Genomic DNA, 13846 nt, shown 5'->3' with positions numbered 1-13846 from the left:
ATACTGTAATCACAAACAACGTTTTAAATCGCTACCTATTTGAAGATCTATCAGTACGTGGCGAAATGGTGCAACTGGATGAAGCATACCAACAAATTATCGCAAGCAAGGAATACCCGGTTGCACTGCAAAAACTGCTGGGTGAGCTACTGGTATCAACCACACTTTTAACCGCAACGTTGAAATTTGAAGGTTCGATTACCATTCAACTACAAGGTGACGGCCCGGTATCTCTTGCGGTTATCAACGGCGATCACGATCAAAAGATCCGTGGTGTTGCGCGCTGGGAAGGTGACATTGCTGATAATGCCACACTGCATGAGATGATGGGTAAAGGTTACCTAGTGATCACCATTGAGCCGAGAAAAGGCGAACGCTACCAAGGCGTGGTTGGTCTAGAAGGTGAAAACCTAACGCAAGTGATTGAAAACTACTTTGCGAACTCAGAACAACTTAAAACTCGCTTGTGGATTCGTACTGGCGAATTAAACGGTAAAGCACATGCTGCTGGTATGTTGATTCAAATCATGCCAGATGGCACCGGTTCAGCAGAAGACTTTGAACACCTAGAGCAGCTAACCAACACAGTAAAAGATGAAGAGCTATTTGGCCTAGAAGCGCAAGAGCTACTTTACCGCCTTTACAACCAAGATAAAGTTCGCCTATTTGAACCTCAACCAGTGGTATTCCACTGTGGCTGTTCACGTGAGCGTAGTGGTGCGGCGATTATTACCGTCAATCGTACTGAAATTAATGACATTTTGGCAGAGGAAGGATCGGTTTCTTTACATTGTGATTACTGCGGTACAACATATTCATTTAATGAATCTGAAGTAGAAGAACTGTTTATCAACGCACAGAGCGGTGATAAAACTGTGCATTAATTTGCACAACTTAACAAGCACGTAAAATCCCGCACAAGCCAGCATCTCGCTGGCTTTTTTTGTGACCTAAACCCAATAATAACGGGTGGTTATACAACAGTACGCTGTACTTAATTTCTGTATATTATTAATCCATTTGATCTAGCGCAAACCTTTGCCTCCGCGATAAAATATCACTAGCAATATGTGACGGGTTACCTAAAACCACGTAAAAATCATGGTTAATATTTGAGCTACATCCCTGTTTTATCCCAGCCTCGTTGCTAGCATGGTTAACAGACAAAAATAAAACATTATTACAAAATCCCTACAAAAAACTTCCCACAAGGAGCACCTATGACCGTTATGGAACATACAAAGGCTGCAACAATTGATCTAACCAAGCATGGGCTTCATGACGTAAAAGAGGTTGTACGCAACCCAAGTTACGAAATGTTGTTCGAAGAAGAAACGCGTGCTGATCTAGAAGGCTACGAACGTGGAGTAGTCACTGAACTTGGCGCCGTCGCTGTCGACACTGGTATTTTCACCGGTCGCTCCCCAAAAGATAAATATATCGTTAAAGATGCCACTACAGAGGAACATATGTGGTGGACGTCAGACGCGGTTAAAAACGATAACAAACCAATCAACCAAGCGGTTTGGAATGACCTGAAGCAATTGGTAACTAACCAGCTGTCAGGTAAGCGTTTATTTGTGATTGATGGCTACTGTGGTGCGAACCCAGATACCCGTCTGAGCATTCGTGTTATCACTGAAGTAGCGTGGCAAGCGCACTTTGTGAAAAACATGTTCTTGCGCCCAACAGAAGAAGAGTTGGCATCATTTGAACCGGATTTTGTGGTAATGAACGGCGCGAAGTGCACCAACCAGAAATGGGAAGAGCACGGTCTTAACTCTGAAAACTTCACCGTATTTAACCTAACTGAGCGCACTCAGTTGATTGGTGGTACTTGGTACGGCGGCGAAATGAAGAAAGGCATGTTCGCCATGATGAACTACTTCCTGCCATTGAAAGATATCGCTTCAATGCACTGTAGTGCCAACATGGGTGAAGACGGTGATGTTGCAGTATTCTTTGGTCTATCAGGTACTGGTAAAACGACTCTATCAACAGATCCTAAGCGTGCACTGATTGGTGATGATGAGCATGGTTGGGATGATGACGGCGTGTTCAACTTTGAAGGCGGCTGTTACGCGAAAACCATCAAACTATCGAAAGAAGCAGAGCCTGATATCTACAATGCAATTCGTCGCGATGCGCTACTGGAAAACGTTACAGTACGTGGCGATGGCTCAATCAATTTTGATGATGGTTCAAAAACCGAAAACACGCGTGTTTCTTACCCGATTCATCATATCGACAACATCGTTAAACCAGTATCAAAAGGTGGCCATGCCAATAAGGTGATCTTCCTATCTGCTGATGCATTTGGGGTGCTACCGCCAGTGTCTAAATTGACACCAGAGCAAACTAAGTACCACTTCCTATCTGGCTTTACTGCCAAGCTAGCAGGTACTGAGCGTGGCATTACAGAGCCAACACCAACGTTCTCAGCTTGTTTTGGCGCTGCGTTCCTTACGCTTCACCCAACCAAGTATGCAGAAGTGCTAGTAAAACGTATGGAAGCGGCGGGCGCAGAAGCCTACCTAGTGAACACCGGTTGGAATGGTTCTGGTAAACGTATTTCTATTCAAGATACGCGTGGCATCATTGATGCGATTTTGGATGGTTCGATTGAAAATGCGAAAACCACTCATATTCCAATCTTCAACCTTGAAGTTCCGACATCTCTGCCAGGTGTTGATCCAGCGATCCTTGATCCGCGTGATACCTATGTTGACCCGCTACAATGGGAAAGCAAAGCACACGATCTTGCCCAGCGCTTTATCAACAACTTTGATAAATACACCGATAATGCAGAAGGTAAAGCACTCGTCGCCGCTGGCCCACAGCTAGATTAGTGACGTTTGCTTAAATATCCGCTATTAGCCCCTCAATGAGGGGCTTTTTTGTTGCAGAGCGCCTAGTTTGCCGACAGAATCATAACTCACCCTCATTATGGATTGGGCCTTGTGAAAAAACGACTTAGCTACCTATTGCTTGCTGTGCTGCTGCTTATTTCTCTTTCCATCGCCATTTTCTATGCCGTGATGCGCAGCCACTATGCAACGCAGGTCGTCAATCAAGCCTTAGCGCAGTTTTCAACCCAACCCATGCAGGTTGAACAAGCCGAATTTACCCCACCATTGCAGCTCACTTTACACGGTCTTACCATTGGGGAAGAAGCACCGCTCTATTTACCTAAAGTGGCATTGTGGTTGCACCCGTCGTTACCAACCGAGCAAACATGGCGCTTTGATGCGATCGTGATTGAGCAGGCCAACCTCAACCTCTCTCAACCCGCTTGGGCGACGCTACGCCAATTTGAAATCGCTCAGCTCGCCTTTAAACAGAGTGAGTTAGTCGCGGAAGATTGGTCAGCACGCGGTGTCAATCTGCAGATCGATCAGCCAACTTGGCAAGATGAGCAGCAAGTGCTGCCTTATGGTGATATGCAGTTTTCTGCCGATCAGCTTTATGTCGCAGGTCATGCTCTCGATAATCTCCTGATCGATGCCCGTTACCAAGCCGAAAATAGCACGGTGTATGGCGCTTCCTTCAACTGGAATGGTGCGCAGATTTCCGGCCAAGCAGAACAATACCCGCAAGGCTGGTCGCTGATCAATGTCACTATCGACAAGCTTAATCTTGATGATAAGCAGCCCATTGATAGCTGGTTACAGCAATTGGATAAAACCGGTTGGATACGCGATATCAATAGCCTTGATGTCTTGAAGAGCAACCTCACCTATCAAGGCGTGCGCGTAGTAAACCTCGATCTGTCGGCCGAAAACATCACGCCAAATCAGTCGCTTTGGCAACAAGACAACGGCTATCTTTCTTTTGATGCTGACTCGGTTAACTATCAGAATCAGCAATGGGTCGAGCCAAGTGCAACGTTCTATTTCACCCCAAACCAAATCAAAGTGGCGGAATTAGATAGTGACTGGCACCAAGGCCGCTTGCAGTTACAGGGCGTGTTTACTCCTGAGTCAGTGCACCTTAAGCAACTGTCGTTATCTGGGGTTAAATGGTTAGAAGAGGCCCAGTACGATCTCGCTAACGCATGGCATTGGAGCCAATCAGTGCAAAACCTGGCGATTGATAAGCTCGATATCAATAACCTCCAAATTATCCAGCTCAATCAAAAACCATTTTGGCAGATTTCAGGTCTCAACATCGATGGTAGCGATTTAGTGGTTAAGCAGCATGGGGAACTGGGCTTATGGCAAGGTGAGCTTAGTGCCAGCGCCAACAGTGCCAGTATCGACAAGCACCTCACTACCCAAGCAACGATTGAAATGAATGCTGAGCAGAACAAATGGCATCTAACGCGTCTATTTGTGCCTCTGGACCAAGGCTATATTGAAGCGGAAGGGGTATGGAATAGAGCCGAACTCAGTGCACCATGGCAGCTTAATGCCACCATGGATGGCTTACCGTTAGATAGCCAAATAGAAACCCATCAATTACCGATTAACATCCGCGCGCTTGCCGAGGTGCACATGGAACTTTCGGGCCTTGCGGGCGATTATTCGATGCTAGCACACTCGTTGAGCGGCACGGTATCGGCGGCATTACGCCAAGGCTATCTCAATGTTGGTGAACATGGTGAGCAAAGCTTACTAGAACAGAACTTTGAGCTAGATAACCTCTCAATCGATGCTGATCGCGGCAGAATCACCCTACAATCGCCACCACTAATGCAAGGAATACAAGTGGCTGGCAATATCGACCTCACTCAACCGTCGCTGGCAACACTGCTATTACACAGTCAAAGCCAGTGTCAAACATTGCAATGGGATATCGCCGCAAAGGTTTATCAGTTACGAGAGACTTGCCAGGCAGAGCCAACTCAAACATCTAATCTTGAATCGAGCACCGACTTGTAATTCGGCAATAACATGTACGTACCGATAAACTCGACGGCGGCCGTTTTTCCGCTGTAAATCGTCACATGAATGACAATGCGCGCTTTGCGGCCACTGGCTAAACGGTCTAAATCGCCACTGATGCCATCTAATGAAGTTTGTGCAACCGGATTTTGCTCGACTGGGTGACGATAGCGAATTCGACTGTCTGCCAGAACAATATCACCATGCAGACTGCGCTCTTTGAGGAGTAACCATGCCATACCCCAACCCGTTAAGGTTGCGAGCGTAAAAGCCGAACCAGCAAAGAGAGTGTTGTGAGGATTAAGGTTGGGATTGAGTTGCGCGCTACATTCAAACTGATAACCCGTGTACTGGTTTATCTTAATGCCCATTTTGTCACTGATCGGGATATGGTGTGCCCAGCGTTCTTGCAGATCAGTGCACCACTCTGGCTTGCGCAGTACATTAGCCATCGGATCAAGTGGCTTTACCATTTGTAAATGGCGTGTCGGCCCGCGTTCATCAGAGAGATCGCCGCGACGTTCAAAGCCATTGCGCTCATAAAAATCGATCGCCTCTTCCCGAGCATTACACACCAAGCGCTTCACGCCATCTTGGCGAGCAAGAGATTCAAGCGCCACCAGCAATAGTGAGCCCATGCCTTTGCTACGGCGATTACTTTTCACCGCCATGTAGCGGATCTGCCCTTCGTGGTCGGGCGTCACATACAAGCGACCAATCGCCATTGGGCGGCCTCGCCCATCAACGATCATGCGATGATGACTCATCGCATCAAACTCATCGCGCTCTGAGCCTGCCGGCATACGCCAAGGCTCACGCAGCATTTGCCAGCGAAAGTGGTAATACTTTTTAAGTTGATTGTCGGTATTTGGCGTAATCAGCTTAAACATAAAATTCCTTTTTCATTGCCGCTCACTCTCCGGTGAGCCTGCCAATTAAGTGCTTATGTCGCGCTTATGGCGGTAAATTAATACGGTGTGTACCGCAGCAGCAAACGTGCTAGACCTGCAGCCAAAACGTCACTGGACCATCATTGACCAAAGAGACTTTCATATCCGCAGCGAAGCGGCCACGCTCCGTTGGCAGAACCGTTGCACACTGATCGGCGAAGTAATCATATAAGCGTTCAGCATCAACCGGATGGGCACCACGAGAGAAACCCGCACGTGTCCCTTTGTTGGTGTCAGCTGGCAGAGTAAACTGAGAAACCACCAACACTTTACCTTCCACTTGTTTAACGTTGAGGTTCATCTTGCCTTCTTCATCGCCAAATACGCGGTAAGTGGTGACACGCTCCATCAAACGCTTTGCTTTGGCTTCATCATCGTCTTTCTCGACGCCAAGCAAGACTAATAACCCATGTTCAATTTCACCCACAACGTCGCCATCAACACGCACCGTTGCTTCACTCACTCGTTGAATTAGAGCTATCACTCTGACTTCCTTCTGGTTTACTACTTAGGTATTTTCCGCTTGAGTGTACCACGCTTGTCTCGTCACTCCACTGTTCCTGCTCGCCTAATGCGGCAGTCACTTCCGCCCCCACTAATACAATCAACCAACACAAATAGACCCAGATAAACAGGATCGGAATCGCTGCCAATGCGCCATAAATCACTTGATAGGATGGAAACTGAGTGATGTAGGCAGCAAAGCCTTTTTTACTCAGTTCAAACAACAGTGCCGCAACAAGTGCCCCTATCATGGCATGGGAAAGTTTCACTTTTTTGTTCGGCACCACCATGTAGAGACTGACAAACGCAAGGAAGGACAAAATTAGTGGTAGCCAGCGTAAAAACTCATCATACGCGCTGGATAAAACATGACTTTCCAAGACACGTAATGAGGTGACATACGAGCTCACCGCAATGCTCGCACCAACGAGAATCGGCCCCAAGGTAAGGAACATCCAGTACATTGAAAAAGAGAACACCACGCGGCGCTTTTTGGTCACTCGCCAAATGTAGTTGAGGTTATTATCGATATTCGAAATCAGCATCACAGCGGCAACAAACAAGAAAGCACCACCGACCGCGGTCATCTTGCCGGTATTGCTAATGAATTCCAGTAACGCGTTTTTCACCACATCGCCCGCCGTTGGAACGAAATGGGTAATAACAAAATCCTGAATGGTGTTGCCAACATCGGCGAAAATTGAGAAAGAAGACAATACAGAAAGTAATACTGTCAGCATTGGCACAATGGAAAGCAAGGTAATGTAGGCCAAATAGCCCGCATTGACATTAATTCGATCGTGCAACATACGCGCTAGGAGGTAACGCGCAAATTGAATACACTGTTGAATGAAGGGGGTCATTTTCAACTTGTATCTCCCTATCATCTGATTCATCCTAATTCTGTTATTGCTCAATTTTATTATTAATCGCTTAAAGGGACGCTACGATGCCTTATCTGATTGCTTTGCTGGTTGCACTGACGACCTTGACTGGATGCCAATCCACCTATTATGCGGCGATGGAACAAGTCGGCGTACATAAACGCGATATCATGGTCGATCGCGTCGAAGACGCTAAGCTCTCACAACAAGAAGCACAACAAGAGTTTACCAGCGCACTGGATGCACTGTCAGCCCTAACCCAGTTTGATGGTGGTGAGCTAGAGGCCGTTTACAATCAAATCAATGATAAATATGAAGCCAGTGAAGACGCCGCGCAAGAAGTAAGTGATCGAATTGCGGCGATTGAAGATGTCTCATCTGCACTCTTTAGCGAGTGGGAACAAGAACTCGATCTCTACACCAATGCTTCTCTACGTCGCTCTAGTGAACAAAAGCTACGTGAGACACGTACATCTTACAATACTATGATTAAGGCGATGCAGCGTGCTGAGCAGCGTATGACACCGGTTCTCAATGCCCTACGCGACAATACCTTATTCTTAAAACATAACCTTAATGCCAGCGCGATTGGTTCCTTGCAAGGTGAGTTTGTCAGTCTCGAAAAAGAAATTGAACAAGCGATTAAACAAATGAACCAAGCGATCACCGAATCCGATAAATTCCTCAATAAGCTACAAGCGAAATAAGCGCTATTCAGTGACAATCGAGAGTGCCAGTGCGCTCTCGATGAACCTCACTCGCTCATCCAACGTCCCCCAAGGCACTTCCACTACCTGATAACCTAGTTGCTGATATATCGCCACTAGTGAGTCATGAATCGCTAATGCCCCATCAAATGGATACGGGCGTACCTCATCTTGCACATAGATCGCTTGGTGTGGACGACAGAAAAATACCTGCGCATGATAGCCTGCACTCGCCTGACGATAACGCGCATCAATCTCTAACTCTGCTTGCGCTAAATAACCACAAATATCGGGAATAGCTCGATCCAAAAACGCCACTTCCTGCAAACTTGCTTGTTGCTTTTGCTCGCCCATGCTGTCTAAACACAACGCGGCAAAACCGGGCAAGTCATGCCAAGGTAAGATGCCATTCTCTAATTGCGCTTGCTGCTCGATTAACGTGCGAGAAACTTCTGCAAAAGTCGCATAGCCTTTACTTGCCAAGGCATTAATTAAGCTGGTTTTCCCTGCACCCGGGCCACCGGTAATAATGATCGGTAACATCTCAATTCCTGAATTTTAAGACCAAACTAATCTGGCTGCTGTCGCGAGCCAAAGCGTGCTTTCACTTGCGATATGACAGCTATAAAAAAGGCCCTGATATTATCAGAGCCTTTGATTTAATCGACTAGCGACTAATTATTTTGGTGCACGACCTGCGCGTTTACGATCGTTTTCAGTCAGGTGACGTTTACGAATACGAATGCTTTCAGGTGTTACTTCTACTAGTTCATCTTCATCGATAAACTCAAGAGCTTGCTCTAGCGTGTATTTGATTGCTGGAGAAAGAACTTGCGCTTCATCTGTACCAGATGCACGAACGTTGGTTAGCTGCTTACCTTTTAGACAGTTTACAGTCAGGTCGTTTGAGCGGTTGTGGATACCGATAACTTGACCTTCGTATACTTCGTCAGCGTGCTCTGTAAATAGACGACCACGATCTTGTAGGTTGAACAGTGCGTAAGTCAGTGCTTTACCTGTTGCGTTTGAAATTAGTACGCCGTTGTTACGCATACCGATTACGCCACCTTTGTGTGGACCGTAGTGATCAAACGTATGGTAAAGAAGACCAGAACCTGAAGTTAGCGTCATGAATTCAGTTTGGAAACCGATTAGACCACGTGAAGGCATCATAAAGTCCATGCGAACACGGCCTTTACCATCTGGAGCCATATCTGTTAGCTCACCTTTACGTAGACCGATTTTCTCCATGATGCCGCCTTGATGCTCTTCCATAACATCAATCGTTACCACTTCAAATGGTTCAGACAGATCGCCGTTCTCATCTTTCTTGATGATTACTTCTGGACGAGATACTGCTAGCTCGAAACCTTCACGACGCATGTTTTCGATCAGGATAGATAGGTGAAGCTCACCACGGCCTGATACGCGGAAACGGTCTGGGTTGTCAGTTTCTTCAACACGTAGTGCAACGTTGTGTACTAGTTCTTTTTGCAGACGCTCAAGAATGTTACGTGACGTTACGAACTTACCTTCTTTACCCGCGAACGGAGAAGTGTTTACTTGGAATGTCATCGTTACTGTTGGTTCATCAACAGATAGCGGAGTCATTGCTTCAACTGCGTTTTGGTCACAGATAGTGTCTGAAATTTTCAGCTCACCAAGGCCTGTGATTGCGATGATGTCGCCCGCGTTCGCTTGCTCGATCTCGTGACGGTTAAGACCTAGGTAGCCCATTACTGTGCCAACTTTGCCGTTACGTTTGCTGCCATCAGCACCAACGATAGTGACTTGTTGGTTTGCACGAACGCTACCACGAGTAACACGAGCAACACCGATAACACCTACGTATGAGCTGTAATCTAGCTGAGAGATTTGCATCTGTAGTGGACCATCAAGGTCAACGTTTGGCGCGTCAACAGTATCAACTACTGCTTGGAACAATGGTTCCATGTTCTCGCCAGTTTCGCCTTCTTCAAGCGTTGCCCAGCCGTTTAGTGCTGATGCGTAAACGACTTGGAAGTCTAGCTGTTCGTCAGTTGCGCCTAGGTTGTCGAATAGGTCGAACACTTGGTCCATAACCCACTCAGGACGTGCGCCTGGACGGTCAATCTTGTTGATTACAACGATTGGCTTAAGACCGTGAGCAAATGCTTTTTGCGTTACGAAACGAGTTTGAGGCATTGGGCCATCAACTGCGTCTACGATAAGCAATACAGAGTCAACCATTGACATGATACGCTCAACTTCACCACCGAAGTCCGCGTGTCCCGGAGTATCTACGATGTTGATGCGGTAGTCGTTCCAGTTAATTGCTGTGTTCTTAGCAAGAATGGTAATACCACGTTCTTTTTCGATGTCGTTCGAGTCCATGACACGCTCTTCAGCTTCGCCACGAGACTCCAAGGTACCTGATTGCTGTAGCAGTTTATCAACCAGTGTTGTTTTACCGTGGTCAACGTGCGCGATGATCGCGATATTTCTCAATTTATCAATCTGTGTAGTAGCCATGGATTATGATTCACTTATAAAAGAAATGACCCTCAGCGGATATAATTCAGCCAAGCATCACTTATTTGATTAAAAAAACGTCCGTAATGTACCAGATTTTAGCGAAAAACCTAGAAATATGTGATCCATCCCCGAGGTTTTCGACAATATTAGGCGTTTTAAGCAGCTAACTTTTTACTCAACTCGCCGCAACACCCTAAGCATAGTCAACAATCTCGGCGTCTTGGGCGAAATTATTGACGAAATAATGGAAATCGCTCTCCAGTTTAATCGTAAAATCGTTGACATCTTGTGCAAACGGCGGCTGAATGGAATCGCCTTTTTTGCTGCATTATTGTGCACCATACTTTTATTGCACCAATACTGTGCAACCGCAAACCAAAGTGGTGCAACAAAATAGCGCAAACACAAGGTGAATCACATAATACATTGAAATTAATGGATTAATTTTTTTGGCACGAATTTGGCTTAGTATAAATCAGCATCGATTAATTAACTCTATTCAAGATTAATCAATGCTAGATTACCCAAATCGAGCTAATACCGCTTTAATAACACTGGAGGTTATCCAAGATGTCAGTTGAAAACGTTCTATCGCTGATCCAAGAAAACGAAGTTAAGTTTGTTGACCTACGCTTTACTGATACAAAAGGTAAAGAGCAACACATCTCTATCCCTTCTCACCAAGTCGATGCAGACTTCTTTGAAGACGGTAAGATGTTTGATGGTTCTTCAGTTGCTGGCTGGAAAGGCATTAACGAATCAGACATGGTGATGATGCCTGACGCAACATCAGCTGTTCTTGACCCGTTCACAGAAGATGCAACGCTAAACATCCGTTGTGACATCCTTGAACCTGCAACAATGCAAGGTTACGACCGTGACCCTCGCTCTATCGCAAAACGCGCTGAAGATTACATGCGTGCAACGGGTCTAGCTGACACAGTTCTTGTTGGTCCAGAGCCAGAATTCTTCCTATTTGACGATGTTAAATACTCAAATGACATGTCTGGTTCTTTCTTTAAGATCGATGACGTGGAAGCAGCATGGAACACGGGTTCAGATTTCGAAGGCGGTAACAAAGGTCACCGTCCAGGCGTTAAAGGCGGTTACTTCCCAGTAGCACCAGTTGACTCTTCACAAGACATCCGTTCTGCAATGTGTCTAATCATGGAAGAGATGGGCCTTGTTGTTGAAGCTCACCACCACGAAGTAGCGACTGCGGGTCAAAACGAAATCGCAACTCGCTTCAACACGCTAACAACTAAAGCCGATGAGATCCAAATCTACAAGTACGTGGTACACAACGTAGCACACGCATTTGGCAAGACAGCGACATTCATGCCTAAGCCACTGGTTGGTGACAACGGTAGCGGCATGCACGTTCACATGTCTCTAAACAAAGATGGTCAAAACCTGTTTGCTGGTGACAAGTACGGCGGCCTATCTGAGATGGCTCTGAACTTCATCGGTGGTATCATCAAACACGCTCGTGCAATCAACGCATTTGCTAACCCATCAACGAACTCATACAAGCGTCTAGTCCCAGGCTATGAAGCACCAGTTATGCTTGCATACTCTGCACGTAACCGTTCTGCTTCTATCCGTATCCCAGTGGTACCAAGCCCGAAAGCGCGTCGTATCGAAGCTCGCTTCCCAGATCCAGCAGCAAACCCATACCTAGCGTTTGCTTGTCTACTAATGGCTGGTCTTGACGGTATCAAGAACAAGATCCACCCAGGCGAAGCGATGGATAAAGACTTGTACGACCTACCAGCAGAAGAAGCAGCTGAGATTCCAAAAGTAGCAGAATCACTAGAAGTGGCTCTAAAAGCACTAGACGAAGATCGTGAATTCCTGACTTCTGGCGGCGTATTCTCTGATGACTTCATCGATTCTTACATCAAGCTAAAAATGCAAGATGTTGAGAAAGTGAACATGGCAACACACCCACTTGAGTTTGAACTTTACTACTCAGTGTAATTTGTTTGCATCAATACCAAGGCTCGCCTAATGGCGGGCCTTTGTTTTTTCCCGCTTAATGTAAACTCATCCTCCATCGCAGCAATCCACTAACTTCAAGTCACTGTACTGCATTTCCATCACAGCTCGAGATACGCCAAAGCGGCAAGCAAATTGCATTATCTCTTACTATTACAGTGCCCCTTTAACGCGCGAAACTTCAACAGCAAAAAGCGTGATTTAAAGCGCTCTAAACGGCACTTTCGCTTTCTCTTCAATAGGGAATACGCCATACTTGATTTACCATGCACCACATTGGTGCATTGATGGACCAGTATGATGTGAATGGAGAATATAGGTGAGTCACGATCTCGATACGGTAATACTTAATCATCAAGTCACTGCGATTTTGATCATGGATGAGTCACTGTGTATTCAGTATGCCAATCCGGCTGCCGAACAACTGTTCTCACAAAGTGCCAAACGTCTGATCAATACCGAACTTCAGCAACACATCCAACACGCATCGCTCGAATTGAGCTTGCTCTCTCAACCGCTGCAAAGTGGCCAAAGTATTACCGACAGCGATGTAACGTTTATTGTCGATGGCAAACCTTTAATGCTCGAAGTCACGGTGAGTCCGGTGAGCTGGCAAAAACAGTTATTACTCTTGGTCGAAATGCGCAAAATCGATCAGCAACGCCGTTTATCCCAAGAGATCAACCAACATGCCCAGCAACAAGCGGCAAAATTATTGGTGCGCGGATTGGCCCATGAAATAAAAAACCCGCTCGGCGGACTTCGCGGTGCGGCGCAATTACTCGAAAGGTGCTTACCCGAGCAAAGTTTAAAAGAGTACACCCAGATCATCATCGAGCAAGCCGATCGCCTACGTTCTCTGGTTGATCGCCTGCTTGGCCCACAGCGGCCTGGGGTTAAAAAAGCCGAAAACCTGCATCTGATTTTAGAAAAGGTACGTCAATTGGTGGCATTGGATGTCGGCAGCCAAATTGTGATTGAGCGCGACTACGATCCCAGCCTGCCTGACATTATGATGGATGTGGAACAAATCGAGCAGGCATTACTCAACATTGTCAGCAATGCCGGACAGATCCTCAGTAAACAAGAGCTCGGCCAGATCACCATTCGCACCAGAACAGTGCATCAAGCCAATATCCATGGTCAACGCTACAAATTAGCCGCCAGTATTGAGGTGATTGATAACGGTCCCGGCATTCCTGCCGATCTACAAGACACCCTATTTTATCCAATGGTTAGTGGCCGAGAAGGGGGGACAGGTTTAGGCCTCTCGATTTCACAAAATTTGATCGACCAACATAAAGGCAAAATTGACGTGGAAAGCTGGCCAGGTCGTACATGCTTTACCATTTATCTGCCAATTACATAATACATAACGTGACACGCACTGCCGTGAGGAACAAAAA

At 46.3% G+C, this 13846-nt stretch carries 11 protein-coding genes; 6 read left to right on the top strand and 5 right to left on the bottom strand.

Going from position 1 to position 13846, the window contains the following annotated elements:
• Positions 1–8: 8 nt before the first annotated feature.
• The 3 genes from hslO (at position 9) to RJD38_RS06805 (ending at position 4880) form a co-directional block, all read left to right on the top strand.
• On the top strand, positions 9–884 hold the full coding sequence (hslO, locus tag RJD38_RS06815; RefSeq protein WP_156785352.1) for an Hsp33 family molecular chaperone HslO: 876 nt from the start codon (positions 9–11) through the stop codon (positions 882–884).
• 336 nt (positions 885–1220) lie between these two features.
• Positions 1221–2849, top strand: a complete 1629-nt coding sequence (gene pckA, locus RJD38_RS06810; protein ID WP_065429631.1) for a phosphoenolpyruvate carboxykinase (ATP) — start codon at positions 1221–1223, stop codon at positions 2847–2849.
• 111 nt (positions 2850–2960) lie between these two features.
• On the top strand, positions 2961–4880 hold the full coding sequence (locus RJD38_RS06805) for an AsmA family protein (protein WP_065545876.1): 1920 nt from the start codon (positions 2961–2963) through the stop codon (positions 4878–4880).
• Here the strand turns inward: RJD38_RS06805 and RJD38_RS06800 are convergent.
• From RJD38_RS06800 to RJD38_RS06790, 3 genes are all read right to left on the bottom strand, one after another.
• Positions 4844–5773: a bifunctional GNAT family N-acetyltransferase/hotdog fold thioesterase gene (locus tag RJD38_RS06800; protein ID WP_005596890.1), complete on the bottom strand. Its 930-nt coding sequence runs from the start codon at positions 5771–5773 to the stop codon at positions 4844–4846. The two genes, RJD38_RS06805 and RJD38_RS06800, sit on opposite strands and share 37 nt — an antisense overlap.
• Positions 5774–5882: 109 nt before the next feature.
• A complete protein-coding gene (gene dtd / locus RJD38_RS06795) occupies positions 5883–6317 on the bottom strand; it encodes a D-aminoacyl-tRNA deacylase (protein ID WP_065545877.1) in 435 nt (144 codons plus the stop codon).
• Positions 6289–7200 (bottom strand): virulence factor BrkB family protein, encoded by a 912-nt coding sequence (locus RJD38_RS06790; RefSeq protein WP_005596887.1) that lies wholly within the window; start codon positions 7198–7200, stop codon positions 6289–6291. The genes dtd and RJD38_RS06790 overlap by 29 nt, the downstream gene beginning before the upstream one ends.
• A gap of 86 nt (positions 7201–7286) precedes the next feature.
• Between RJD38_RS06790 and RJD38_RS06785 the strand changes: the two genes are divergently transcribed.
• Positions 7287–7928, top strand: coding sequence for a DUF2959 domain-containing protein (locus RJD38_RS06785; RefSeq protein ID WP_065429628.1), 642 nt, complete (start codon positions 7287–7289; stop codon positions 7926–7928).
• A 3-nt stretch (positions 7929–7931) separates the two neighbouring features.
• Here the strand turns inward: RJD38_RS06785 and RJD38_RS06780 are convergent, their stop codons facing one another.
• On the bottom strand, positions 7932–8471 hold the full coding sequence (locus RJD38_RS06780) for an AAA family ATPase (RefSeq protein ID WP_065545878.1): 540 nt from the start codon (positions 8469–8471) through the stop codon (positions 7932–7934).
• Between the two features lie 135 nt (positions 8472–8606).
• Complete coding sequence (gene typA / locus RJD38_RS06775) at positions 8607–10439, bottom strand: translational GTPase TypA (RefSeq protein WP_005596882.1); 1833 nt, start codon at positions 10437–10439, stop codon at positions 8607–8609.
• Positions 10440–11012: 573 nt separating this feature from the next.
• Here typA and glnA point away from each other — a divergent pair.
• Both glnA and glnL read left to right on the top strand, forming a co-directional pair.
• Positions 11013–12422, top strand: coding sequence for a glutamate--ammonia ligase (glnA, locus tag RJD38_RS06770; protein ID WP_005596880.1), 1410 nt, complete (start codon positions 11013–11015; stop codon positions 12420–12422).
• 337 nt (positions 12423–12759) lie between these two features.
• Positions 12760–13809: a nitrogen regulation protein NR(II) gene (glnL, locus tag RJD38_RS06765; RefSeq protein WP_005596878.1), complete on the top strand. Its 1050-nt coding sequence runs from the start codon at positions 12760–12762 to the stop codon at positions 13807–13809.
• Positions 13810–13846: the final 37 nt, after the last annotated feature.

Origin of the sequence: Vibrio scophthalmi (genome assembly GCF_040869025.1) — a bacterium.
Classification (GTDB): domain Bacteria; phylum Pseudomonadota; class Gammaproteobacteria; order Enterobacterales; family Vibrionaceae; genus Vibrio; species Vibrio scophthalmi.
Note: the sequence above shows the minus strand (reverse complement) of the source record. Positions and strands in the feature narration are given on the sequence as shown.